This window comes from Paenibacillus sp. sgz302114 (genome assembly GCF_056120345.1).
The window spans coordinates 99638-123030 of sequence record NZ_JBVYOI010000006.1; the positions used below are offsets into that span (position 1 = coordinate 99638).

The 23393-nt window shown below is 52.7% G+C and carries 22 protein-coding genes; 6 read left to right on the forward strand and 16 right to left on the reverse strand.

Annotation, left to right across the window (positions count from 1 at the left end; genetic code table 11):
* Positions 1-520 precede the first annotated feature (520 nt).
* Genes mmuM through AC0LWF_RS16990 form a run of 5 tightly spaced genes read right to left on the reverse strand, consistent with a single transcriptional unit; the run spans position 521 to position 4933 of the window.
* Positions 521-1459, reverse strand: coding sequence for a homocysteine S-methyltransferase (mmuM, locus tag AC0LWF_RS16970; protein WP_474652727.1), 939 nt, complete (start codon positions 1457-1459; stop codon positions 521-523).
* Between the two features lie 30 nt (positions 1460-1489).
* Positions 1490-2602, reverse strand: coding sequence for a Nif3-like dinuclear metal center hexameric protein (locus AC0LWF_RS16975; protein WP_474652728.1), 1113 nt, complete (start codon positions 2600-2602; stop codon positions 1490-1492).
* Between the two features lie 25 nt (positions 2603-2627).
* Complete coding sequence (locus AC0LWF_RS16980) at positions 2628-3365, reverse strand: amino acid ABC transporter ATP-binding protein (protein ID WP_474652729.1); 738 nt, start codon at positions 3363-3365, stop codon at positions 2628-2630.
* Positions 3362-4084 (reverse strand): amino acid ABC transporter permease, encoded by a 723-nt coding sequence (locus AC0LWF_RS16985; RefSeq protein ID WP_474652730.1) that lies wholly within the window; start codon positions 4082-4084, stop codon positions 3362-3364. Before AC0LWF_RS16985 ends, AC0LWF_RS16980 begins: the two co-directional genes overlap by 4 nt.
* A gap of 21 nt (positions 4085-4105) precedes the next feature.
* Complete coding sequence (locus AC0LWF_RS16990) at positions 4106-4933, reverse strand: transporter substrate-binding domain-containing protein (protein ID WP_474652731.1); 828 nt, start codon at positions 4931-4933, stop codon at positions 4106-4108.
* Between the two features lie 354 nt (positions 4934-5287).
* Between AC0LWF_RS16990 and AC0LWF_RS16995 the strand changes: the two genes are divergently transcribed.
* From AC0LWF_RS16995 to AC0LWF_RS17005, 3 genes are read left to right on the forward strand one after another with little or no spacing between them, the layout of a single operon-like run.
* Positions 5288-6313 carry a LacI family DNA-binding transcriptional regulator gene (locus AC0LWF_RS16995; RefSeq protein ID WP_474652732.1) on the forward strand — a complete coding sequence of 342 codons (1026 nt, stop codon included), beginning with the start codon at positions 5288-5290 and terminating at the stop codon, positions 6311-6313.
* Positions 6314-6320: 7 nt separating this feature from the next.
* The gene (locus AC0LWF_RS17000; protein ID WP_474652733.1) at positions 6321-7304 is read left to right on the forward strand and encodes an N-acetylglucosamine kinase; all 984 of its coding nucleotides are present in this window, start codon (positions 6321-6323) and stop codon (positions 7302-7304) included.
* Positions 7305-7323: 19 nt separating this feature from the next.
* Complete coding sequence (locus AC0LWF_RS17005) at positions 7324-8631, forward strand: 6-phospho-beta-glucosidase (protein ID WP_474652734.1); 1308 nt, start codon at positions 7324-7326, stop codon at positions 8629-8631.
* Positions 8632-8980: 349 nt separating this feature from the next.
* Here AC0LWF_RS17005 and AC0LWF_RS17010 read toward each other — a convergent pair whose 3' ends face one another.
* The 3 genes from AC0LWF_RS17010 to AC0LWF_RS17020 all read right to left on the reverse strand — a co-directional run bounded on the left by AC0LWF_RS17010 (position 8981) and on the right by AC0LWF_RS17020 (position 12215).
* Positions 8981-9994 (reverse strand): FecCD family ABC transporter permease, encoded by a 1014-nt coding sequence (locus AC0LWF_RS17010; RefSeq protein WP_474652894.1) that lies wholly within the window; start codon positions 9992-9994, stop codon positions 8981-8983.
* Positions 9994-11037, reverse strand: a complete 1044-nt coding sequence (locus AC0LWF_RS17015) for a FecCD family ABC transporter permease (protein ID WP_474652735.1) — start codon at positions 11035-11037, stop codon at positions 9994-9996. Before AC0LWF_RS17015 ends, AC0LWF_RS17010 begins: the two co-directional genes overlap by 1 nt.
* Before the next feature lie 161 nt (positions 11038-11198).
* A complete protein-coding gene (locus tag AC0LWF_RS17020) occupies positions 11199-12215 on the reverse strand; it encodes an iron-hydroxamate ABC transporter substrate-binding protein (RefSeq protein WP_474652736.1) in 1017 nt (338 codons plus the stop codon).
* Positions 12216-12401: 186 nt separating this feature from the next.
* Between AC0LWF_RS17020 and AC0LWF_RS17025 the strand changes: the two genes are divergently transcribed.
* Positions 12402-13448 carry an NAD(P)/FAD-dependent oxidoreductase gene (locus AC0LWF_RS17025; RefSeq protein ID WP_474652895.1) on the forward strand — a complete coding sequence of 349 codons (1047 nt, stop codon included), beginning with the start codon at positions 12402-12404 and terminating at the stop codon, positions 13446-13448.
* A 39-nt stretch (positions 13449-13487) separates the two neighbouring features.
* Here the strand turns inward: AC0LWF_RS17025 and AC0LWF_RS17030 are convergent, their stop codons facing one another.
* The 5 genes from AC0LWF_RS17030 to AC0LWF_RS17050 form a co-directional block, all read right to left on the reverse strand.
* Positions 13488-14663 carry a response regulator gene (locus tag AC0LWF_RS17030; RefSeq protein WP_474652896.1) on the reverse strand — a complete coding sequence of 392 codons (1176 nt, stop codon included), beginning with the start codon at positions 14661-14663 and terminating at the stop codon, positions 13488-13490.
* 42 nt (positions 14664-14705) lie between these two features.
* A complete protein-coding gene (locus tag AC0LWF_RS17035) occupies positions 14706-16487 on the reverse strand; it encodes a sensor histidine kinase (protein WP_474652737.1) in 1782 nt (593 codons plus the stop codon).
* A 34-nt stretch (positions 16488-16521) separates the two neighbouring features.
* Entirely contained in the window at positions 16522-17346 is an 825-nt protein-coding gene (locus tag AC0LWF_RS17040; RefSeq protein WP_474652738.1) for a carbohydrate ABC transporter permease, read from the reverse strand.
* 18 nt (positions 17347-17364) lie between these two features.
* Positions 17365-18255: a carbohydrate ABC transporter permease gene (locus tag AC0LWF_RS17045; RefSeq protein ID WP_474652739.1), complete on the reverse strand. Its 891-nt coding sequence runs from the start codon at positions 18253-18255 to the stop codon at positions 17365-17367.
* Positions 18256-18357: 102 nt separating this feature from the next.
* Entirely contained in the window at positions 18358-19710 is a 1353-nt protein-coding gene (locus tag AC0LWF_RS17050) for a sugar ABC transporter substrate-binding protein (protein WP_474652740.1), read from the reverse strand.
* A gap of 282 nt (positions 19711-19992) precedes the next feature.
* Between AC0LWF_RS17050 and AC0LWF_RS17055 the strand changes: the two genes are divergently transcribed.
* Positions 19993-20628 carry a fumarylacetoacetate hydrolase family protein gene (locus tag AC0LWF_RS17055; RefSeq protein WP_474652897.1) on the forward strand — a complete coding sequence of 212 codons (636 nt, stop codon included), beginning with the start codon at positions 19993-19995 and terminating at the stop codon, positions 20626-20628.
* A gap of 497 nt (positions 20629-21125) precedes the next feature.
* On the opposite strand, the gene AC0LWF_RS17060 is transcribed toward AC0LWF_RS17055, so the two are convergent.
* Together AC0LWF_RS17060 and AC0LWF_RS17065 are read right to left on the reverse strand one after the other, a co-directional pair.
* Positions 21126-21518 carry a hypothetical protein gene (locus AC0LWF_RS17060; protein WP_474652741.1) on the reverse strand — a complete coding sequence of 131 codons (393 nt, stop codon included), beginning with the start codon at positions 21516-21518 and terminating at the stop codon, positions 21126-21128.
* 17 nt (positions 21519-21535) lie between these two features.
* Positions 21536-22102: an HD domain-containing protein gene (locus AC0LWF_RS17065; protein ID WP_474652898.1), complete on the reverse strand. Its 567-nt coding sequence runs from the start codon at positions 22100-22102 to the stop codon at positions 21536-21538.
* 105 nt (positions 22103-22207) lie between these two features.
* Here AC0LWF_RS17065 and AC0LWF_RS17070 point away from each other — a divergent pair, with 105 nt between their 5' ends.
* Positions 22208-22831: a GNAT family N-acetyltransferase gene (locus AC0LWF_RS17070; protein ID WP_474652742.1), complete on the forward strand. Its 624-nt coding sequence runs from the start codon at positions 22208-22210 to the stop codon at positions 22829-22831.
* Positions 22832-22885: 54 nt separating this feature from the next.
* Here the strand turns inward: AC0LWF_RS17070 and AC0LWF_RS17075 are convergent, their stop codons facing one another.
* Positions 22886-23371 carry a hypothetical protein gene (locus tag AC0LWF_RS17075; protein ID WP_474652743.1) on the reverse strand — a complete coding sequence of 162 codons (486 nt, stop codon included), beginning with the start codon at positions 23369-23371 and terminating at the stop codon, positions 22886-22888.
* Positions 23372-23393 lie beyond the last annotated feature (22 nt).

A 23393-nucleotide genomic window follows, 5' to 3' on the forward strand; every position in this document is an offset into this window, starting at 1 on the left:
GAACTCTCAGAGCTTCAATCGGCCGATTTTCATACTGAGAGTACGTATTACACTCTCTCAGCTTCGCCAAGCTGCCGATTTCGGCTGTTTCCCTATCTGAGAGTGCTGAATTTGAACTCTCAGAGCTTCAATCCGTCGATTTTCATACTATGAGAACCCATGCGTCCTCTCAGCTGCTAAATCAGCGCTTTTTCGCGCTGAGAGCACATATGTGTTCTCTCAGCTCTTCGCACCGCCGATTTTCAGCGCTTTCTCTTCCCGAGAGAACGTATGCGTCCTCTCAGCTGCTAAATCAGCGCTTTTTTGCGCTGAGAGCACATATGTGTTCTCTCAGCTCTTCGCACCGCCGATTTCCAGCGCTTTCTCTTCCCGAGAGCACATATCCGCTCTCTCAGCTTCGCCAAGCCGCCGATTTCCAGCGCCCTCGCATCATCTCCACTCCCCCCACACCACACGAACAACAAAAAGCCGCCCTGCAAGCCACAAGATGTGACTTGCAGAACGGCCTCAGCCTTCTCCATTACGCACGCGCCCAAGCGGCAATCGACTGGATGTCCGCCGGTGTCGTCCGGCAGCAGCCGCCAATTAGGCGAGCGCCTGCTTCATGCCAACCTTTGGCACTGCAGCCGTAGCTCTCAATTGTGCCGCTGGCATGCCAGGTTTTATCGGACGGATCATACATTTCGCCCGAATTCGGATATACCAGCACCGGCTTCGCCGCAAACTTGCCGAGCTCGCTAACGAGCGAACGGATATACTGCGGCGGCGTGCAGTTGACGCCGATCGCGGCGACCTGCTCATGCGCATCCAGCCACTGCGCGCATGAGGCAATGCTCTCGCCGCTGCTGATATGCAGCCCATCCTTGGCGCTGAAGCTGATCCATGCGTACACGCCGGGAAACTCCGCCTCGAGCAGCTTCACGATGGCCTGCGCCTCCAGCAGGCACGGAATCGTCTCGCAAGCGAGCAGCTCCGCTCCAGCTTCAATTAACGTACGCATCCGCTCCCGGTGAAAGTTCATGAGCTCCGCTTCCGTCAGCGCATAGTCGCCCCGATATTCCGAGCCGTCGGCGAGGAAAGCGCCATACGGCCCTACCGAAGCAGCGACAAGCGGCTTCGGCCGCCCTTCGCGATTCGTCGGCTCGGACCAGTACGCGTCCCGCGCCTCAATCGCCACTCGCACGGAGCGCCGAATGAGCGCATCCGCTTCTGTCTGACTCAACCCGCGGCTGCGGAAGCCCTCCACGGTCGCCTGATAGCTTGCCGTTATCGCTACATCCGCTCCAGCGGCAAAATAATCGCGATGTACCCGGCCAATCAACTCCGGATTGTCCATCAGCACCTTCGCCGACCAGAGACTGTCATTCAAGTCGCACCCATGGCTTTCCAGCTCGGTCGCCATCGCGCCGTCAAGGATGAGCACCGGGTACTGCACTAATATCGCTTCAATCGGATTCATCTGCCCCGATCTCTCCCTTCGTCTAACGCTCTACACGGAGCGGAACGGATCTGTCGATGCCTCAGAAGCGACGATCTCTGTCGTTGTTCCCGCAAGTGCCTCGATCAAATAAGCCGCAACGCCCTGCTTCATGATTTGCTCGATATAATGACCCGCATCGATGAGCGCAATGCCTGCCGCTTTCGCATCCTGTGCGGTATGGTAATCAATATCGCCGGTAATCAACACATCGGCTCCAGCCCTTATCGCATCGCCAATAAACTTACCGCCCGAGCCGCCAAGCACCGCCGCCTTGCGAACCGTCGCGCCCAAGTCGCCGACAACGCGCACCGCATCCAGTCCAAAAGCGCTTTTCACATGCTCCGCCAGCTCCCCCAGTTGAATCTGCGCAGGAAGCGAGCCGACTCGACCGATACCATATCTTTTCGCCTCATGTTCAATCGGGTAGATGTCGTAGGCGACCTCTTCATAAGGATGCGCCTTAATGACAGCTTGAATGGCTTGCTGCAGCAGACTTTCGGGCACAACCGACTCAATGCGCACTTCCGCCACCCGTTCGAGCACGCCTGCCTCGCCGATGAACGGCTGCGCGCTGTCCGACGGCATGAACGTCGCCTCTCCCGACAGGTTGAACGAACAGTTGCTGTAATCGCCAATTCGTCCGACACCTGCTGCAAACATCGCTTCCAGCACCTGCCGATGATGCGGCTGCGGCACGAATACGGCAAGCTTTTTCAGCTTCTCCGTATGCACGACCGCAAGCAGATCCAAACCACCGAGTCCCAGCGCTTCCGCGAGGAGATCATTCACGCCTCCTTCAGCAGCATCCAAATTCGTATGTGCGATATAGACCGCGATGTCATGCTTAATCAGCTTCGCATACAGCTGCCCCGCAGGGCTGTCAGTCTGCAAATGCTCGAGCGGCCGATATATAATGGCATGATGGGCGATGATGAGATCGGCTCCCACGCGAATCGCTTCATCTGCCACCTCTTCTGTCACATCCAGCGCGACTAATACCTTACGTATGTCTTTCTTCAAAGAGCCCAGTTGAAGCCCGATACGATCATTCGGCATCGCGATATGTTTCGGAGCAAGCTGCTCGAGCCGCTCAATCACAGTTAATCCGGTTGCATAGCTCATAACTCCAGCCCCTCTCTGCCCGCCTTTACACTCTTAGCGCTTTGCCAAGAAACTGTCTCGTCCGCTCTTTCACCGGATTCGAGAACATCTGCTCGGCAGTTCCTTCTTCAACGATAACGCCATCCTCCATGAACACAACACGGTCTGCCACCTCACGGGCAAAACCAAGCTCATGCGTCACGACAATCATCGTGTTCCCTTCGCTTGCGACTTGCTTGATAACCGACAGCACTTCGTCGACAAGCTCCGGGTCAAGCGAGGATGTCGGCTCATCGAACAGCAGTACCTCTGGGTTGAGCGCAAGCGCCCGCGCAATGCCGACGCGCTGCTGCTGGCCCCCTGACAGCTGAGATGGGTAGTGATTCATACGATCCTTCAGCCCAACCTTCTCGAGCAGCGCGCTACTGAGCTCTTTCGCCTTCGCAGGCGATAGCTTCTTGACGTTAGTTAAGCCGAGCATCACATTTTGCAGCACCTTGAGATTCTTGAACAGATGGTACTGCTGAAACACCATTCCCGTAGACAAGCGAAGCGCCAAAACATCCGTTTTGCTAGCGGATGCGGCGTCCACAGTGAGACCGTTAATCGTAATGGTGCCGCTTGTGGCGCGCTCCAGAAAGTTGATGCTGCGCAGCAGTGTGGATTTGCCGGAGCCGCTTGGCCCGAGTATCGCGACAACCTCACCTTTGCCGACCGTAAGATCGATGCCCTTCAGCACATGCTGAGAGCCGTAATATTTATGAATTTGCTGCAATTGGATCATGAGATTGCACTTCTTTCATATTTTCGGATTCGTTTCTCAACAATGGCGAGAACGCGTTCAATGATGATACACACCGGCCAATAAATAAGCGATACCGCGATGAACACCTCGAAGTAAGCGAGTCCGCGCGCTCCGATGATCTTCGCTTCACCCATAATATCGATAACGCCGATGACGAAGACGAGCGAGGTATCCTTCACTGTGCTAATGAACGTATTCCCTAGGTTCGGCAACGCTACCGTGAGCGCCTGCGGCAAAATAATCTTCAGCATCGTCTGCGTTCGCGTAAGTCCAATCGCATCAGCCGCTTCGAACTGCCCGCGATCTACGGACTCAATCGCCGAGCGAATCGTCTCGGACAAGTACGCGCCCAGATTGAGCGAGAACGACAGCAGCGCATAGAACTCTGGCGAGACGTAGTTGACGTCCAGCCCTGTCAGCCAGCCGTGCTCTGTTTGGAAATAGTAGATAAACTTCGGAATTCCATAGAATACGAGATAAATCTGAACGAGCAGCGGCGTGCCCCGCACAAAAGACACATATAACGCAGAAAGGGGCCCGAGAACGGGCACCTTATAAAGCCGGATCAGCGCAGTCGCGAGTCCGATTGTAATGCCGAGCACCATGGATGCAATGGAGATCCAGATGGTGACCGGCAAATATTTGAGAATATGGGGGAATGATTGGATCAAATAGTCGATATCAAGCAGCTTTTCCATCGTACGATACCTTCTTCGCTATTATTCAGGGATGTACTCGCCTTCGGTCCATTGTTTCGACAGCTTCGCGAGCGTACCGTCTTCCTTCATCGCTTTCAGAATCGGATCAATCTTCGCCTTCAGCTCTTCGCCTTGCTTGTCCTTCGCGAACACGACGCCGATGTTGTCGGATGTGATCGGCTCGCCAACGATATCGAGATCGAAGCTTTGCTTCTTAATAATCGCGTTTGTCATAACCGGATCGTTCACATAAGCATCGATACGGCCTGTTTGCACATCCTGCAAAATATCAGCAGGGCTTGTGCTCTCGCTATACTTGAGGTTGATCTTGTTGCCGTTCTTCTTATTGTAATCCTCAAGCAGCACAGTGTAGGAATCGCCTGCAACCGCACCAACATTTTTGCCTTCAAGGTCCTTCAGCGATTGGATATCCGTTCTGCCCTTCTTCACGATGATAACCGTCTGTGCCGCAAAATAGGACGTGTCCGAGAACAGATACTTCTCTTCGCGCTCTGGGCTCTTCGCCACTTCGTCCGCAATCAGCTGGATTTTGTTCGATTCAAGCGATAGGAAGATGCTGTCCCACGTTGTCGGCGCGAAATCGAATTTGTAGCCGTCAAGACGCTTGTCGACCTCCTTAAGCACTTCCACGTCATAGCCTGTCAGGACGTTCTTGTCGTCTACATAAGCGAATGGCGGATAGTCGTTCTGCGTGCCGACGATCAATGTTTTGTCATCGGAAGAACCGCCGGAACTGCTGTTGTCATTCGATCCGCAACCGCTCAAAATGCCTGCCAAAAGTGTTAAAGCAATGCCAACTCCCGCTACTGTTTTCGTTGTTCTCATCATTCGTTTCTCCCCCAAAGTCTAGTTGTCGACCAAAATCCAATCGTTTTAGTCGGATTTATAACTATTATAGTCAATCTCTCACATTTTACAAGATGAATTTATAAGATGATAGCTTTATTTCGACAAAATATGACGATTCTTCCACAAATGAGTGATGTTCCACAGCAGCATAAGTTAAAGAGAGCGAAAGAAGCGATTGCGAAATTGCCATCCGTCATCTACAATAATGGTTAGATGCACGAAAGTTAAAGCGGTTTAACTTTCGAGGTGATAGGTTTATGAGGTTAATCACTAGTCTGTTTATAACGTTAAAGTTTAACCGCTTTAATTTTGATCTTGGGAGTTTGGTCCGATATGAAAGTAAGTATATTTGATGTCGCTAAGAAATCCGGTCTCTCCGTCGTAACCGTCTCCCGTGTCTTGAACGGCGCAGGAACGGTACGCGAGAAGAACCGGCAGCGGGTGCTTGATGCGATGAAGGAGCTTGATTACCGTCCAAGCGCGGCCGCACGCAGCCTCGCCCGCGGCAAAACCGGCATTATCGGCCTCGTGATGACGACGCTGCAGGACTCGTTCTTTGATGCGATCGTTAGCGAGCTGAATGAAATTCTTGCCCAGCATGGTTATTTCCTTGCTGTTGCTGTCACGAAAGGACGGCTCGCGGAGGATGAGAGCCATTATCTCATTCAGGAGGACCGTGTCGACGGGCTCATTCTTCTCTCTCCTGTAGAGGAAGACCGTTATATCGTCGAGCTCAAGCGGCGCAACATTCCGTATGTGCTTATTGATAACCAGAATGCGGAGAATGACGTTCATTCCGTGACGATCGACAATATAAAGGGCGGCTATATCGCCGGGCAGCTGCTCGCCCAGCTAGGAGCGCGCTCGATCGCTCATCTGAGCGGAAGCGAGCTGTTCCGCAGCACGAAGGAACGACGCCGCGGCTTCCTGCAGGCGCTAGATGAGGCCGGGCTTGCGCCGTTCGAGATCGTTAACGGCGATTACGAGACGGAGTTCGGCTATCGCACTGCCCGGCGCTGGATTGAAACGAAACAGCTGCCTGACGCTGTGTTCGCCGGGGACGATACGATTGCCGTAGGCGTGACCAATGCGTTTCTGGAGGCGGGCATTCGCGTGCCAGATGAGGTGGCGATTGTCGGCTACGACGATCAGGTTATCGCTTCACGGCTGCGCCCGTTTCTGACGACGGTACGCCAGCCTGCCGATCTTATCGCCATCGCAGCTGTTGATATGCTGCTCATGCGAATTGACGGTTCAGTGGATAGCGCTGCCAGCGCCCGAATCGAACCGGAACTCATCATACGGCAATCTACGAAAGCAATTGCAGAAGCGTTGCTAGAACCTAAAGAGAAGGAGTGACCTTACGATGGCTTATTATGTTGGCATTGACGCCGGCGGGAGCAAGACGCATGCGCTAGTCACTGACGAGCACGGCCATGTGCTCGGCAAGGGAGCCAGCGGCAACGGCAATCATCAGATTGATGCCGCCCAGGCGGCACGCCACTTGGCGGAAGCGGCTGCCGCTGCCCTGCAGCAAGCGGGCATACAGCATGCGGATGTGGCGCATGCTTACTTCGGCCTTGCCGGCGCTGACCGCGAGACGGACTTCCGCATTCTGCGCCCGATTGTGAGCGCGATCGGATTCCCGCGCTTCTCGATCGCGTGCGATACAATCATTGGCCTGCGCGCCGGAACGGATCGCGCTTATGGCATCTCGGTTATATGCGGCACTGGCACGAACTGTGCCGGCCGAAACAAGGCTGGCGAGCAGCTGCAGGTCGGCGGCTTCAGCTATATGTATGGCGATTTTGGCGGAGGCGGCGCTTTGAATGTAGAGGTGTTCCGCTCGGTCATACGCGCTTGGGACGGCCGTGAGCAACCAACGCTGCTGACGGAGCTGCTGCTGTCTAGTCTCGGTTATTCGAGCGTGGAGGACATGTACAACGATTTTCTCGATCATGATAAGAGCGTACCGGTAGATGTCGCGAAGCTGCTGTTCGAGGCGGCGGCGGCGGGCGATGCAGTTGCGATTGCGATTTTGCAGCGTCAAGGCGAAGAGCTTGGGAAAGCCGCAGCGGCTGCAGCACGCAGGCTTGGGATGAGCGGCGAAGAATTCGATGTTGTGCTTACCGGCAGTCTTGTAACACGCGGCGACCGCGGCGGTTGGATTCGCGGTACGCTGGAGCAGATCGTCCATGAGGCTGCTCCCGAGGCTCGCATCGTAACGCTAACTGTCGACCCGGTCTTCGGGGCTGTGTGGGCCGCAATGGAGGAAGACGGATTGACGATTACCGAAGACGTGTACGAGCGTATGCGTGCTTTGGGCGATTTTGATCATATTCATATCTAAGAAAAGGACGTGAGCGGTTGTGGCAGAAGGATTGAAAGTAGTCGTAATCGGTGGAGGCTCCTCGTATACGCCGGAGCTGGTTGAAGGGTTTATCCAATATCATCACGAGCTGCCTGTTCGTGAGCTCTGGCTAGTAGACATAGAAGCAGGTCTTCACAAGTTGGAGATTGTCGGCAATCTAGCGCGAAGAATGGTCGAACGTTCAGGGCTTCCGATAGAGGTGCATCTGACGACGGACCGCCGCTTGGCGATTCGCGGCGCTGATTTCGTGAGCACGCAAATGCGCGTCGGCATGCTGGAAGCACGTGGCCGGGATGAGTCCATTCCGCTGAAATACGGCGTCATCGGACAGGAGACGACCGGTCCCGGCGGCATGATGAAGGCGCTGCGAACGATTCCGGTGCTGATCGATATTTGCCGTGATATCGAGGAGCTAGCACCGAATGCGTGGCTGCTGAACTTCACGAATCCGGCGGGTATCGTGACGGAGGCGATTCATAAGCATTCGAACGTGCGCAGCGTAGGGCTGTGCAACTCGCCGATTGGATTGCAGAAGTGGCTGAAGAACGCTTATGAAGTTGCTCCAGAGCGCATCTATACGGAGTTCGTCGGACTTAACCATTTGCATTGGGTAACCCGAGTTGATATTGATGGAGAGTCGAAGCTGCCGGAGCTGCTTGGCAATACGGAAGGCTTCAGCGGCAAGAATGTGCCTTCGCAGGGCTGGGATGCTGCCTTCCTCCGCTCGCTCGGCGCGCTGCCTTCTTATTATTTGAAATATTTCTATATGACGAATGAAATGCTCGCCGAGCAGCAGGAGTCCTTCGCGCGAGAAGGCAACCGCGCTGCGGTCGTGAAACGCGTCGAAGATGAGCTGTTCCAGCTGTACAGAGATCCAGAGCTAAACGAGAAGCCGAAGCAGCTCGAGCAGCGCGGCGGCGCATTCTACTCAGAGGCCGCGGTTAACCTGATGCGTTCACTGTACAATGGTACGAACGACATTCAGACGCTTAACGTCGCGAATAACGGCACGCTCGACTTCCTGCCGAAGGACGCATCCATCGAAGTGAACTGCGTCGTCACGAAGAACGGCCCGTTACCGCTGCCTCTTACGAACGTACCGTCTCACGTGAAGGGGCTCATTCACGCGGTGAAAACGTATGAGCAGCTGACAATCGAAGCTGCCGTCACCGGCGACCGCGGCATTGCGCTGCAAGCGATGGTCCACCACCCGCTAGTACCGAACGTCGACACCGCCATCAAGCTGCTTGATGAGATGCTCGAGGCAAACCGCGACTATTTGCCGCAGTTCTTCCCGAAAGGATAAGGGAGCCTCGTAGAGTGTAAACTCCTGGTGAGACACTAATTGGAAATCGCTGAGAGTTGGTTATTCCGACTCTCACTATTGGCGCATTACACCGCAAGAAAGCCGAGAGGACGTATGTGTTCTCTCGGCTTTCTTTTATTGCATTTCGCAGGCTGAGAGCACATATGTGTTCTCTCGGCATCCATTCCGCTGCATCTAGCCTCTGATAGGACATATAGGTTCTCTCAGCTCGGCCAACACCAAGAATGGCCGGCATTTCGCCGGGTTCAGAGCCCCATTCCGCGCTTCGAGAGTGGCTTCCCTCTCTCTCAACTCGCCAACCGGCCATTTCATGCCCACGCCTCGCATCTCACTTCCGAAGCAGCAAATACAAGAAATAAGGCCCGCCGATGAACGCGATCATGATCCCGGCGGGGACGCCGGAAGGATCGGCGATGTTGCGGCCGATCGTGTCGGCGAGCAGCAGGAGCCAGCCGCCCATCAGGATGGAAACCGGCACGAACATCTGGTGCCGCGTGCCCACCAGCGCCCTCGCGATATGCGGCGCCATCAGGCCGACGAACGCGATGCCGCCTGTCACCGAGACGGATGCCGCAGCGAGCGCGACTGCTACAAGCAAGAGCATGATTCGCTCCCGATTGACCGCGAGCCCCGAGCCGATCGCAGAGGATTCGTTCAGCGCCAGCAAATTCATGGCGCTCGCCTTGTACATCGCGTAAGGGATCAGCACCGCGGGCCACGGAAGCAGCGCCCAGAAGAATGGCCAGTCGGTGCCCCAAATATTGCCCGCAAGCCACTTGGCAATGAAGTCCACCTTCATCCGGTCGGCCGACGAGATGATAACGACCATTGCGCCGGAAAGCGCGAGCGAGAAGCCGACGCCGACGAGCACCAGCTTGACCGGATGCAGCCCTTCCCGCCGGCTGTAAGAGAACAAATAGATGACGCCTGCCGTCAAGAAGGCGCCGGCAAATCCAATCAAAGGCAGCAAATAGGCGAACGCTCCCGTATCAATCGGTACGTATAAGAAGAACACCGAAATAGCGAAGCCCGCGCCTGAATTGATGCCTACGACACCAGGATCGGCCAAATCATTGCGCGTAATCCCTTGCAGAACGGCACCGGACAACGCAAGCGCCATACCAGAGAGCAGCGTTACCAGAATACGAGGCAACCGCAGCGAGTACAGCACAAATTCTTCTTTGAAATCGCCATTCCCAAGCAGCGTCTGGAGCAGCCGGTTATACGACAGCGAAGAGGCACCTAGCCCTAAGCTGATTACAATCGTGAGTAGAATAAGCAGCAGCAATGCAGTCACGACCATGCGCTGTTTGCGGGCGAGAATCGAAATCGAACCCGTCATCATGACGTGAGCTTCACTCCTTTACGTACGATGAACAGGAAGAATGGCAAGCCGATCGTCGCAATAATCGCCACCGCCGGCGTCTCATACGGCGCATTCATCGTACGCGCCAGCGTATCCGCCAGCAGCATGAAGACCGCGCCCCAGATCGCGGACATCGGAATAACCGTGCGATAGTCGATACCGAACATCGCGCGTACGATATGAGGTATCATCAGCCCGATGAACGCCATATTCCCGACGAGAGCAACCGCCGCGCCAGCCAGCAATGTGATAACCGTATACAAAACAAGCTTTACATACACCGTTCGCAGTCCCAGCCCAACGGCAACCTCTTCATTCAAGCTTAAGATCGTCACTTGTCTCGACAGCAGCACCGCGATTAAGATGCCGACAATAATGAACGGCGAGATGGCTTGTACCTGCCCCCATGTCGTCCCGATTAATCCCCCGGCAGTCCACATCGTAACGTCTTTGGATACTTTAAAAATCAGTCCCGCGCCGTCCGACACCGCATACAGAAACGCCGAAATCGCCGAGCCAGCGAGCACGAGCCGAAGTGGAGAAAGGCCGTCCTTCTTAACGGCGCCGATCCCTAGCACGATAACCGTCCCTGCCGCCGCACCGATGAAGCAAGCCGCCATGATGCCAAAATACCCCGTTCCCGGCAGCATCGTAACCGTTAGCGCAAGCGCGCAATTCGCGCCGGCCGTTAAGCCGAGCAAGCCGGGATCCGCCAGCGGATTGCGAGTCAGCCCCTGCATCAGCGTGCCCGATACCGCAAGCGCCGAGCCAACGAGAATGCCCGCCACCTCGCGCGGCAGGCGGATTTCGCGGAGCATCGCAACCGTATCGCCCTCCTCCTGCGAGAAGAACACATGCAATAAATCGCGTAAGCTTGTATTCGCAGCGCCGAACAGCATAGCCGCTGCAAACATGACGACTAGCGCGGCAACGCCAAGTATGAGCTTAGCGGTTGTATTCGCCAGACCCGGACGTTTAATTTCCACTTCCACATCCACATTCACACCAACATTCATCATGAGTCTCACACCTTTTCAAACAAGGTGAAACGGCTGTCGCCGCCTTTTATCGGCGCGGTGCGTTTCATTCCGGAGAAATATAAGAATTTATATAAAACTTATAAATTCTTATATTTAAGGAAGAGGAATTACTCCCGAAAGAGAATTCCTTTACCCTCCTATTATTGACCTAGCAAGCCTTTAGTCAGAATATGGAGCTGGTAGTCCAGCGTAAATGCATCGTTGAAGTAGAAGCCTTTCGAATCCACCTCAATAACATGGTTGTTCTTCGCTGCAGTTGTGTTCTTGTACGTATCGGTCTGCTGGAACGAGTTATCCGCACCGGAGTCCTTGCTGAATATGACATAGTCACCCATAAAGTCAGGCAGCACTTCCGTGGACAGTGCGTAGTAGCCATCCTTGGACGTCATCTCTTTGACCTTCTTCGGCATCGCGAGTCCCATCGCTTGGTATATAATTTCTGTTCCGCGGCCCCATGCATCGCCATAAACATACAGCTGCTTCTCGTAAGATTCGATAACGGAAACCGTCGTATCTGCGCCAATCTTCGCTTTAATCTCTTCGCCCGCTTTGCTAGCGCGCGCTTTGAAATCGTCAATCCACGCCTGCGCTTCCTTCTCCTTGTTCACCAGCTTGCCGATCTCAAGGTGCTGCGTGAGATAGTCGACTTTGTTGTACGTGTACACAACGGTCGGAGCGATCTGCTTCAGCTTGTCGAGGTTCTTCACGCTGTCCATACCGATGATCAGGTCCGGCTTCAGCTCAAGGATCTTCTCCACGTTCTCATCCGAAATTTCCGCCGCATCCTTCAGTTTATCTTTGAAGTTCGGGTTCGTCAGCGACCAAGAGTCCGCACCGACAACCGGTACGCCAAGCTGGATCAAATCACCGACATAACCGGCCAGTACAATAACGCGCTGCGGATTCGCAGGCACTTCCACTGGTCCAGCTTCGGATTGATAAGTAATCGTGCCGGATTCCGCTGGCGCATTGGCTGCAGCAGCATCGTTCGTCGTATTCGCTGAATTATTCGCCGTCTCATTTCCGCTAGCATTCGCAGTCGTATTCGCCGTTGCATTCGTATTCGCATTGCTGACATTATTCTTATCACCGTTGCTGCCGCAAGCGCTAAGTGCCAGGACAAACAGGATAACGATCGGAATTAACAATTTGTTCATTTCTAAATCTCTCGCTTTCGTTGTATGATATTGTTATTGATAATGATTATCAGTATCAGGACATTTCAAACTTTAACCCGCGTTTCAACCTTTGTCAACAATTTTATGAGAATGACTCTCAGTTAACATAACGCGGACATCTGATAAATCAATTGGGAAGCAGGTTACAAGAACATGATTACGAATGTGGGCGAGCAACTAGAATTATTCGATGTCACCATTATCGGAGGCGGCCCGGCTGGGCTCTACACGACTTTCTATAGCGGCATGCGGGAGCTGAAGACGAAGATCATCGAGGCGCGTGAAGAGCTTGGAGGCCGGATTCTGATTTACCCGGAGAAAATGATTTGGGACGTCGGCGGGCTGACTCCTACACTAGGCGAGAAGCTCATCGAACAGCTCATTACCCAAGCAATGACGTTCGAACCAACCGTTGTGCTCGGCCAGCAGATTATCGGATTGGAGCGACAAGCGGATGATACGCTGCTTCTTACCTCTTCAACAGGCGAGAAGCACTTGACGCGTTCCGTCGTTCTCGCCATCGGCTACGGCATCTTGGAGCTTGCGAAGCTCGATATTGAAGGTGCGGACCGGTTCGAAGTGACGAACCTGCACTATACCGTGCAGGCGCTGGAAGAGTTCAGAGACAAGCATGTCCTTATATCCGGAGGGGGCGATTCTGCGGTTGACTGGGCGAACATGATCGAGCCGATTGCAGCCAGCTTGACCGTCGTTCACAGACGAGACCAGTTCGGCGGACACGAGCGTAATGTGACGCGGATGAAGGAATCGACGGCGAGCGTTCGGACGCCTTATGCCGTGCAAGCGCTGCATAGCAGCAACGGGACGGCGATTGACCGTGTGACCATTTCACATATGGAGACTGGGGAGACGGAGCAAGTCCCTGTCGATGCCGTAATCGTGAACCACGGGCTGCGCTATAACTTCGGCCCCGTAAGGGATTGGGGTCTTGCAATGGACGAATGGAATATACCTGTCAGCTCCAAAATGGAGACGAATCTGCCCGGCGTCTTCGCCGCAGGCGATTTCGTTATGCATGACAGCAAGGTGCATCTGATCGCAGGCACGTTCACCGATGCCGTGAACGCGACGAACAGCGTTAAAGTGTATCTCGATCCGAAGGCGGACAAAACCGCCTATGTCTCCTCTCACAACTCGAGATTCAAGGAGAAGAACCGCCAGCTCGGCGTTGCGGTAGACGAAGAAGAGTGATAGGAGGTGGACTTAAGTCCACCTCCTATCACTCTTCGATTAGCGTTCAGCCGCAATCTGCTGACGGTATTCAGTTGGCGTTACATTCATTTTGCGACGGAACACTTGCGTGAAGTGGCGCACATCGGTGTAACCGATTCGCTCGGCAATTTCTACGAGCTTCATGCCCGACTGCTGCAGCAGCTCCTTCGCTTGCTCAATGCGCAGGCTAATGACATAATCCTTGTAGCCTTGACCCGTCTTCTGCTTGAACAGCTGGCTGAAGTAGATCGGATTAAGGAACACAACAGATGCAACCTTCTCCAGCGACAGCTCCTCGTTGTAGTGCGCCTTCAAGTATTGCAAGGCAACCTCAATCGCTTTGTCTCCGCTGCCCTCTGGCCGGTCGCTCGCTGTTGGAGCTTGCGCTTGGCGCAGACGACGTACTTCTTCGGGAATACGGCTGAACTCCTTGATGGCTTCTGAGAATGTAATGTGGAAGGGCAATTTCAAATAATGGCTGAGATGCTTCTTCAGATCCTGCGCCAGCCCTTCCTCCGTCTTGTTGTTCTTCAGCTGGACCAGGCCAAGCAAGCTCTGCCGGTCGAAGCTGACGACGAAGCCCTGCCCATGCAGCTCAATCAGTTCAGAAAGCACATTCTCGATAATAAAATGCTCCAGCTGAACGTTCTTCACCGCTTCTTCGATTCGCACCATAACAAGGCGAAACTCTGGATAGCGCTCAATGAGCGGGGCAATGTCGAGATTGCCAAGCGCCAGACCCGTCGCCAGACGCTGGAACACCGCTTCGCGCAAGTACTTCAGGTTCGTCTTCAGCAGCTCGCCTTCCTTGGTGGAAGCGCTCTCTTCCTTCGCCTCTTCGGCAAGCTGTTCGATCAATTCCTCCAAGCGCTGCTTGCCGATCGGCTTCAGCAAATAATCCCGGGCGCCAAGCCGCACCGCTTTCTGCGCATAGGAGAACTCCGAATGTGCCGAGATGACGACCCACTTCACGTGAGGGTACTTCCGCCGGGACATCTTCATAAACTCAAGACCGTCGATGCCTGGCATTAATATATCTGTTAGCACGATATCAATCGGCTGACTCTCCAATATTTGCACCGCATCCTCCGCAGAGGCTGCCAAATGCACGTCATAATCGGGGAACGTCCGCTTAATGGTCCGTTTCACGCCTTCACGAATGACGCCCTCGTCATCCGTAATGAGGATATTCACTGCCATCTGCAGCTCCTCCTTCCTGCCTCTAGCGCTTTGCATCTACTGATAAGGAACGGTAATAATGACCGTGGTGCCTTCGTTCGGCTCGCTTCGCAGTTCAAGCCCGTACGCTTCGCCGTACATATGGCGAATACGCCGCTGCAAATTGACAAGTCCAATGCCGCCTTCCTGCCTAATCCCTACTAGTCCTTCCTCATCCTTCGCTGCTTCCTCAGGCTTATCCAGTAATGTATTAATCCGCTCTAATTTGGCGGCATCCATGCCAATCCCGTTATCCTGCACCATAATGTGCAGCTTGCGATCATCCGCTTCAATATAAACCCGCAGCTTCCCTTCCCAGTCGAGAAGCGGCTCAAGGCCGTACTTCACGGCATTCTCGATAACAGGCTGCAGCGTCATCTTCGGCAATGGCACATTCATCCACGTCTCGTCGACGTCAACATCGACCGTGAGCCTACCTTCAAGGCGCGTCACAATAATGGTTAAATAATGCTGCGTCTGCTCAATCTCCTCGCGAAGGCTGACTGCCACGCCTTGATCCCAGTGGCTGCTGTAACGGAACAGCCGGGACAGCGACAGCACGACTTCCCCGAGACGGTCATGTCCCTTTTCGTCGAGCATCCAATAAATCATATCAAGCGTATTGTAGAGAAAATGAGGATTCACCTGCGATTGCAGCGCTTGCAGCTCCGCATTCTTCTCACTAACGGACGAGATCTTCACCCGCTCGATCAGCTCTGATATCTGATTTACCATCTGATTAAACGATGCGACGAGTATATTAATTTCCTGATATGACGTTACATTCAGCGAGCCGCGGAAGTTCCCGATCTCGACCTGCTTCATCTCGGAGATGAGACGCTTGAGCGGCGAAGAGATCGTCCGCGAGAAAATCGTCGCAATGAGAATCGCAACAAGCACGAGCGCAGCACCTACATAAATGAGGAATCGCTTCGTCTCTGCCAGCTCGACGTTCAAGTCTCGTTCCGGCGTTACGCTGAGCACCGTCCAATCTGCAAAAGGCAGCTGCGACGCCACAATGAGATTGCCATCATTCTCAACAACGACAGGCACGCCCCCATTGGGCCGAGGCAGGGTCGACATCCATTGATCATCCCAGGTCTGGGAGGTCGACGAGATCACTTCCCCGTTGCTCGACATCAGATAAACCTGGCTATGTACGCCGAGCTTCAAGTTTTCCATTGCATTCACGATCGCCTGCGAGCTCGTCTCGAAGAGAACAACGCCGACTTGGCGGTGATTGTTAAGGTCGTAGATCCGGCGCCCGAAAGCAAACACAGAGCGGCTCTCGACCTGATCAATGATGGAACGCTTATAAACCCCGAGCCATACCATACTGCCGCTGGACCCTTGAATTTCTTGATACCAGTGCGATTTGGTGTAGTCGGGGTCGATCACATTGGCATAATTGCCATAATTGTATACTTTCCCTTTATCCGTCAGGACATGAATGCCGATCAGATCTTCCTGCGAGAGGAAGACGGCGCCCAGAATATTCGTAATGGCCCGCTCATTAAAATAATCGACAGCAGGGCTGTCGACTGTAGGCGTGCTCATAATTCGGGAAAAATCATTGTTGCCGATGACAGATTTGGACATGCTGTCATAGCTTTTCAGAAGAAGATCGAAGAGACCTGCCGTCTGCGAGACGTTCTGCTTGGACAGGCCGCTTACCTTCTCTTGAAATTGTACTGTTGTCCGGTTGTAATACAGGATGCTGACAATAAGTACGATAGCTGACATGCTGATCAGAAACAGCACGAATAGCCGATATTGAATGGAATGAAATCCCCGTGACATGTTCGCTCTTCGCCCTTTCCTCCGGGCTTTGCGCTTATCCTTTAACCGCACCTGCAACCATGCCTTTTGTAATACGCTCCGAAAGGATGAAGTATACAAGAAGCACCGGCAATGCGCCTAGGATAAGGAAAGCACCAATTGCGCCATAGTTAACATTGTATTGGCTGACAAAAGTATATACGCCGAAAGGAAGAGTTTTCAATGCTTCTTTGGAAATGAATGTCGCTGCCATAATGTATTCATTCCAGATCGTAATGAACGTTAGAATACATACAGTCATAATCGGCGGTACCGAGATCGGCAAAATAATGCTGCGGAAGATCCGATACACGCTTGCGCCATCCATGAATGCCGATTCTTCGATCTCCGCTGGAATACCGCGCATAAATCCGCTCAGGATAAAGACGGCAATCGGCGTGGAGAACGTAATGTAAGGCAGAATCAGCGACCAGCGCGTGTTCAAGATGTGCATGTGTTTAAAAATAACCATGAGCGGCAGCAGCGTAGCCTGCATCGGAATCATCATCCCTAGCAAGAACACGAGCGTTACAACCGGGCCAAGCTTCCATTTGAACCGAGAAATGGCGTAAGCAACCATCGAGCTCAGGATGATAACGCACAGCAGCGTAACAGACGTTACAAGGATGCTATTGCCAAGGTATTGCAAGTAATGTCCGCCTTTATATGCGGCTTTATAGTTACCCCATTGCGGTGAGCTCGGCAGTGCGAAGAAGCTTGAGCCGAGAATTTCTTCATTCGTTTTGAGCGAGTACATGATCAGCCAAAACAATGGGTAAATTTGCGTAACGACAAGGATCGAGAGAAGCAGATACACGAGCCCTTTTTTAACACTTGCCATGATCTATTGTTCTCCCTTCTAGGTGTATCTTGCTTCGACTTTTTTGAAGACGAAATTGATGAAGACTGTGAATACCAAGCAGACAAACACGAGGAATGTCGCAAGGGCGCTACCGTATCCATACTTGAAGGATAGGAACGACATGTTGTACATATGTGTGGAGATCGTATCCGTCGCGTGCGCCGGGCCGCCGCCTGTCATAACCCATACAAGGTCAAACGCCTGCAGGGAACCGATGAACGATAGGATGATCGAGATTTTGAAGATCGGGATAACCATTGGGTAAGTAATATACCAGTCTGCTTTAAAGCCTTCAGCGCCATCAATCTTCGCTGCTTCATACACTTCCGTCGGAATGTTCTGCACGCCTGTGTATTGAATGAGCAAGTGATAGCCGAAATATTGCCATAGCGATACAAAATACAAGCAAAACATTGCAATCTTAGGCTCCGTCAGCCAGTTATGTGTCCAGCTGTCCAGCCCTAGCGATGTCAGAATGCCATTAAGCATGCCGCCCATATCAGTCGGGTTGTAGATAGTCTTCCAAAGTTGGCCGATAATAACGACCGACAAAATAACAGGTACAAAGTACAGAGAAACGAGCGTATTCGCTTTACGCACATAGCGGTTCATAAGTGCTGCTACAAACAAACAGATTGGAATTTCCAACATAGAAAATACCGAGTATCCAAGCGTGTGACGCACCGAAGGCCAGAAATTCGTATCGTGGAACAGCATCGTTTTAAAATTATCGAGCCCGATAAATTTCGCCTTATTGATGCTATCCCAGTCCAGCAAGCTGTCATAAACAGCTACAAGGATTGGTACGAACACGAGGCCGATGTAGAGAATCAGACACGGCAGGACGAAAACTGCAATTGTACGGGCCGGGACTTTTAAAACATTCACGTAGGTTGCCTCCTGAGTCGTTATTAATTGTAAAGAAAGCCGAATGCGGATGGAGATCAGCTAAGTGCCTCCACCCGCAAACGACTATTTGTTATTTAGAGCTTACTTGTTAGCGTCGTATGCCGATTGGTGCTCGTTAGCAACGTTCGCTGGGTCAACCTTTTGCACGAACATGTTTTGGATGCTGCTCAGGTGAGCTTGTGCAATTGCCGGTTTCATTGTGTTATCGAATGCAAGGTCGCCGCCTTTAACGTTCTTGAACAGGTCAAGTACTGCGATTGCTAGATCCGAGTAACCAGCTGCTTTGAAGTCGCCAGTCATGATTTGACCGCTACCTACTGCATTTTTCAGTTCGAACTGCTTCTTAGGCATTTCTGTCATGAAGTAGTTCAGGAAGTCTTTCGTTTCTTTCAGGTGTTTGCTGTTCGCGGAAACCGCGAATGCGGAACCTGGAGCAAGCATGTATTGGTCTGGATCGCCTTTGCCTTTAACAGTAGGGAATTTGAACACGCCTACTTTGCCAGCTACGGACGAAGCGTCGATTGCGCCAGTTTCCCATGTACCCATGATGTACATTGCAGCTTTACCTGTTTTGAAGAGGTTACCGCCAGTGTTGTAATCGACGGAAGTTGCGCCATCTGGGAATGCTTTTGCTTGAATCAGGTCTTGGAAGCTCGATACTGCATCAGTGAATGCCGGATCGTTAAATGTTTTCTTGCCAGCCAGTACGTCGGACAGGAAGCCCGGGCCGCCGTTTGTGCGAAGAAGAACGTTCATGAACAAGAATGAACCTGTCCAGGAGTCTTTCTCGCCGATCGCGATAGGCGTGATGTTCTTCGCCTTGAGCGCTTTAACGTCAGCTACGAGATCTTCGAATGTTGTTGGTGGAGCTGTAATGCCTGCTTGCGTGAACAGGTCTTTATTGTAGTAAACCACTTCGATGTTGTTACCGTCTGGCAACGCGTATACGTTGTTGTCGAAGCTGTAAGAGTCAAGAAGACCTTTTTGGAAAGTGTCTTTCAAGCCGTTCTGATCGAGCATATCGTTCAGTGGCGCGAGCAGGCCTGCGTCAACATATGGCTTCATTTGTGCGGACGGGTTCACGATTGTGATGTCCGGAACTTCTTTGGAAGCTGCTTGCGTCTTCAGCTTCAGTTTTTGTTGGTCTGTGTTCAGGGAATCCAGCTCGATCTTCACGTTCGGGTGGTCCTTCTGATATTGATCAACGATTGTGTGAAGCATTTTGTAAGAAGGTGTTTCTGGATCTGGGTAGATGTTCTGGAACGTAATGGTTACGTTCTCAGCAGCTGGTTCGTTCGTTCCAGCGTTAGTGCTGCCTGTATTCGTTGTATTGTTTGTGTTGTTTTCGTTTTTGCTTCCGCAAGCTGTTGCGCCAAGAAGCAATGCCGCCGCTGTAACCGCGACTGCAGTTGTTTTTAATGCTTTGTTAGCCATTTCTCTAATCCCCCTCGGGTTGGTATACGCTTATTATCATGCACTACGTCTTTACCAACAATGCGTGAAATTAGGGATTAAGGTTTGCGTTTTCAAGATCGATATAATTAAAGTGTAAACGGCTGTCGCCGTCTTTTTCGGCAAAAGCTTACGTTTCATGGAGACATTATAGAAATTAATAACTTGTGAACCTATTAATTTCTATAATTAAAAATGATGCTCGTGTTATGATAAAATATATAATTCACCAACCTATTTGGAGGAAAATAGAACATGTCATCGATGGATTCGATTCGCAACATTTACTGTGTGGGACGCAACTATGCCCATCACGCCAAGGAGCTTGGCAACGAAGTACCGGAGGAGCCGATGATCTTCTCGAAGCCGACGCACGCGCTGCATCCGGCAACTGGAAAGCTTGCGCTGCCGGGCTCGATCGGCGAGATTCATTATGAGCTCGAGGTCGTTGTACGTGTAGGCGCGAGCTATCGCCCTGGCATGAAGGTGGACGAGCTCATCGACGGCATCGCCCTCGGCATCGACCTGACGGCGCGCGATGTGCAGTCGAAGCTGAAGGAGAAGCGCCACCCTTGGCTGCTTGCCAAAGGGTTCGTCGGCTCCGCGGTGTTGACGGAGTTCACGCCTTTCGGCGGAGAAGCGGAATTCGCGGCATTAAATTTCAGTCTCGTTAAGAATGATGAGGTCGTGCAGCAAGGCTGCCCAAAGGATATGATCTTCCCGCTGCAGCAGCTGGTCGACTTCATCGGCTCGAACATGGGCCTCGGCGCCGGTGACGTCATCTACACCGGCACGCCGGCAGGCGTCGGCCCGCTCGCGGACGGCGACACACTGGAGCTGCGCATTGCCGCTGGCGGCAATGAAGTGACCTATGGTCCACTTTATGTGGACATGGGGTAGGAGCGCTGGAGGCGCTGGAAGTGCGGTAGTGCCGGAAGTGCGGTAGTGCCGGAAGTGCGAGTGCGTGAAAAAGCCGAGAGATCAGGATGATCTCTCGGCTTTTTTGGGTTATGTGGTCGCAGCGAATTTTGGGGTGCAAGCGGGGAAAAGACCGCTTCGAAGGGGCAGGCGATCTCTGAGAGAGGCTTGTTCCTCTCTCGCCGCGGGATACCCGCGAATCCAAGGGCCGAGAGGGGCTTTTTCCTCTCTTCGCATACGACCCACGTGCGGCAAGCTGGTTTGCTCTGCTCTGAGAGATCATATATGATCTCTCGACTGCTTTCCGGGTTAGTTTTGGAGCTGAGAGAGCATATTGGCTCTCTCAGTTCCATTTTCTCGCGGCGAGCGAGTTCGCTTTACGATGAGAGAACGTATATGTTCTCTCAGCCATTTTTCTGGTTAGTCTCGGAGCCGAGAGAGCACATTTGCTCTCTCAGCTCCATTTTCTCACGGTTAGCCTACCGCTGCTCAACCACCGTAATCCGACTAGGGATGTTCGCCAGATTCGTGCTGACAATCTCGACTTTATGTTCGGCATGCAGCGTCTCCAGCACCTCGGGCACGATGATTCGATACCGCTTTAGCTTTCCATCTTCTCGTAATACGTGAATGATCTTGCCTTCCTTGTTAATAATTCGGCCCTGGATCGTTCTCCGCGCTTCCGTCAGCAGATCAATCAGCAGCACGACAAGAACACCGAAGAGGACCAGGCTCACAAGAAAATAAATGAAGCCTATAAAAGCTGGCATCCACTCCTGATTCGTCGTAAATAACCGAAAGACCGCAAGCGACAATTGCAGGACACAAAGCAGAATAGAGACAAGCAACGTTTTGCGCGGCTTCAAATACATCCCCTCACTCCTGTCCGTTACGATTCCTTGAGAATTCCCTGATCCACTGACTTCCGCACCAGCTCCTGCGCATAATTCCACAGCTTATCCGAAGCATCAGCAATCTCCCGATTGCGATTAAGCACCTGACCGCTCGTTATACCGTACTTCAACCACGTATCGCCATCGTTATTGTAATTGTTAATGAGCGGCTGCAACCGATCGAGCGCGCTCGCAAACTTCGCTTCTTGACTCTCTTTACGTTCAAACTCCAGCCACAGTTCCATGAGCTCCGCCGCCTGCTCTTCTGGCAGCAAGCCGAAAATCCGCTTCGCCGCATTCAGCTCTCGCTCATGCTTATCCTCGTTGCCCTTCGTGTCGTACGCAAACGTATCGCCAGCGTCGATCTCAACCAAATCGTGCACGAGCAGCATCCGAATCACCTTAAGAAGATCCACTTCCGCATTGGCGTGACCTTGCAGAATTAGCGCCATCATAGCGAGATGCCACGTGTGCTCCGCGTCATTTTCGAGTCGATCTCCGCTCATAATTTTCGTCCTGCGTTCCACTTGCTTTAGCTTGTCAATCTCAACTAGAAACTCCATCTGCTTGCTCAGCTTGTCTTCCACAATGCCACTCCCTATCTGCCAATTCAAAGCCTACCTTGGTAGAATTTAGTACAGTATACATGATTGCGAGGCGACAGACGAATGGATGTAACGATGGAGAAAAATGTGACCCAAGGTGAGCGAACAGCAGAAGCCCTCCCGGCTGGCTATACGTTTAGATCTATAACGCGTGAAGAGGGCTATCTGTGGGAAAAGGTGATGGACGCCGCTTTCGGAGACTATCAGGCAGGAAGTTTCGAGAATGTGATGGTCTATAACTACTCGTATTTACCCGAGCGTGTGCATGTGCTGTTTGACGAAGCAGGCACACCTTGCGGAACAGCGACCGCTTGGAGCCAGCCTTGGCGGTGGGGCGAGAACGATGGCTTTATTATTTTCGTAGGCGTCATCCCAACACATCGAGGTAAAGGTCTTGGCACTGCAATGGTGCTGCAACTCTGCGATGTTATCGCGTTTAGAGGCCAGCAAGCCGTACTACTCGGCGTCGACAGCAACAACTTACCTGCGATCAAAAGCTATCTGAACGCCGGGTTCCGACCTCGATTAACCGCTGCAGATGAACAACAGAGGTGGAGCGAGGTTTTTCAGCAGCTGAACGTCGAGCCCGCCGTTTATAACACAGAACTGCGTCCGCCCATGGATAATCCGCATCCACCGCGTCCGTATTTATTGGATTTGCGAGTGCAGGGGCATACCGTTCAATAACAATAATAAAAATAAAGCCCACCACAGGATCACTCCCGCTGTGGGCTTTGTCGCTTATTCGTATAGCTCCAGCGACGCCAAGTTGATGGCGACCACTTTATCATTCTTCAGCTTAAAATCCAGCGACAGCTGCTTCGTCTTGTCGATATAGCCGATCGACTCGCCTAGCGTGTAATATGCATCGCCGTACTGTTTCAGCACTTGCTCCTTCGAGTCGCCGAGCTTCACGCCTCGTGCCGTTGCCGATTCTGGCCCGATCGAGTACCCGAGCACCTTACTATCAAGCGTTGTATACTGATAGCTCTCGTACATGAGGAGGAACGTTCTGCCTTCGTTCAGTGCCCTCTCCGGCTTGCCCAGCTTGTCCACAAGCTCCTTCTCGGTCATGCCGAGCTCCGCCGCGCCGCCCTTCTCCGCACTTAGATCGGTCGTGCTCACCTTATCGCTCACCGACAGCGGTGTCTCCGTCTTCCCTCCGCATGCAGCAAGCAGCACCACCAGACCGCACAACAAGACAACCAACTTCATAAACCGTTTCACCGTAAAACCCCACTCCTTCAAG

Bases quoted from the DNA above. Each gene is read 5' to 3' on its own strand.
- AC0LWF_RS17060 (WP_474652741.1), bottom strand. From the start codon at position 21,518: ATGTATTTGAAGCCGCGCAAAACGTTGCTTGTCTCTATTCTGCTTTGT.
- mmuM (WP_474652727.1), bottom strand. From the start codon at position 1,459: ATGAATCCGATTGAAGCGATATTAGTGCAGTACCCGGTGCTCATCCTT.
- AC0LWF_RS16985 (WP_474652730.1), bottom strand. From the start codon at position 4,084: ATGGAAAAGCTGCTTGATATCGACTATTTGATCCAATCATTCCCCCAT.
- AC0LWF_RS17040 (WP_474652738.1), bottom strand. From the start codon at position 17,346: ATGGCAAGTGTTAAAAAAGGGCTCGTGTATCTGCTTCTCTCGATCCTT.
- AC0LWF_RS17020 (WP_474652736.1), bottom strand. From the start codon at position 12,215: ATGAACAAATTGTTAATTCCGATCGTTATCCTGTTTGTCCTGGCACTT.
- AC0LWF_RS17065 (WP_474652898.1), bottom strand. From the start codon at position 22,102: ATGGAGTTTCTAGTTGAGATTGACAAGCTAAAGCAAGTGGAACGCAGG.
- AC0LWF_RS16980 (WP_474652729.1), bottom strand. From the start codon at position 3,365: ATGATCCAATTGCAGCAAATTCATAAATATTACGGCTCTCAGCATGTG.
- AC0LWF_RS17050 (WP_474652740.1), bottom strand. From the start codon at position 19,710: ATGGCTAACAAAGCATTAAAAACAACTGCAGTCGCGGTTACAGCGGCG.
- AC0LWF_RS17015 (WP_474652735.1), bottom strand. From the start codon at position 11,037: ATGATGAATGTTGGTGTGAATGTGGATGTGGAAGTGGAAATTAAACGT.
- AC0LWF_RS17055 (WP_474652897.1), top strand. From the start codon at position 19,993: ATGGATTCGATTCGCAACATTTACTGTGTGGGACGCAACTATGCCCAT.
- AC0LWF_RS17070 (WP_474652742.1), top strand. From the start codon at position 22,208: ATGGATGTAACGATGGAGAAAAATGTGACCCAAGGTGAGCGAACAGCA.
- AC0LWF_RS17000 (WP_474652733.1), top strand. From the start codon at position 6,321: ATGGCTTATTATGTTGGCATTGACGCCGGCGGGAGCAAGACGCATGCG.
- AC0LWF_RS16990 (WP_474652731.1), bottom strand. From the start codon at position 4,933: ATGATGAGAACAACGAAAACAGTAGCGGGAGTTGGCATTGCTTTAACA.
- AC0LWF_RS16975 (WP_474652728.1), bottom strand. From the start codon at position 2,602: ATGAGCTATGCAACCGGATTAACTGTGATTGAGCGGCTCGAGCAGCTT.
- AC0LWF_RS16995 (WP_474652732.1), top strand. From the start codon at position 5,288: ATGAAAGTAAGTATATTTGATGTCGCTAAGAAATCCGGTCTCTCCGTC.
- AC0LWF_RS17010 (WP_474652894.1), bottom strand. From the start codon at position 9,994: ATGACGGGTTCGATTTCGATTCTCGCCCGCAAACAGCGCATGGTCGTG.
- AC0LWF_RS17035 (WP_474652737.1), bottom strand. From the start codon at position 16,487: ATGTCACGGGGATTTCATTCCATTCAATATCGGCTATTCGTGCTGTTT.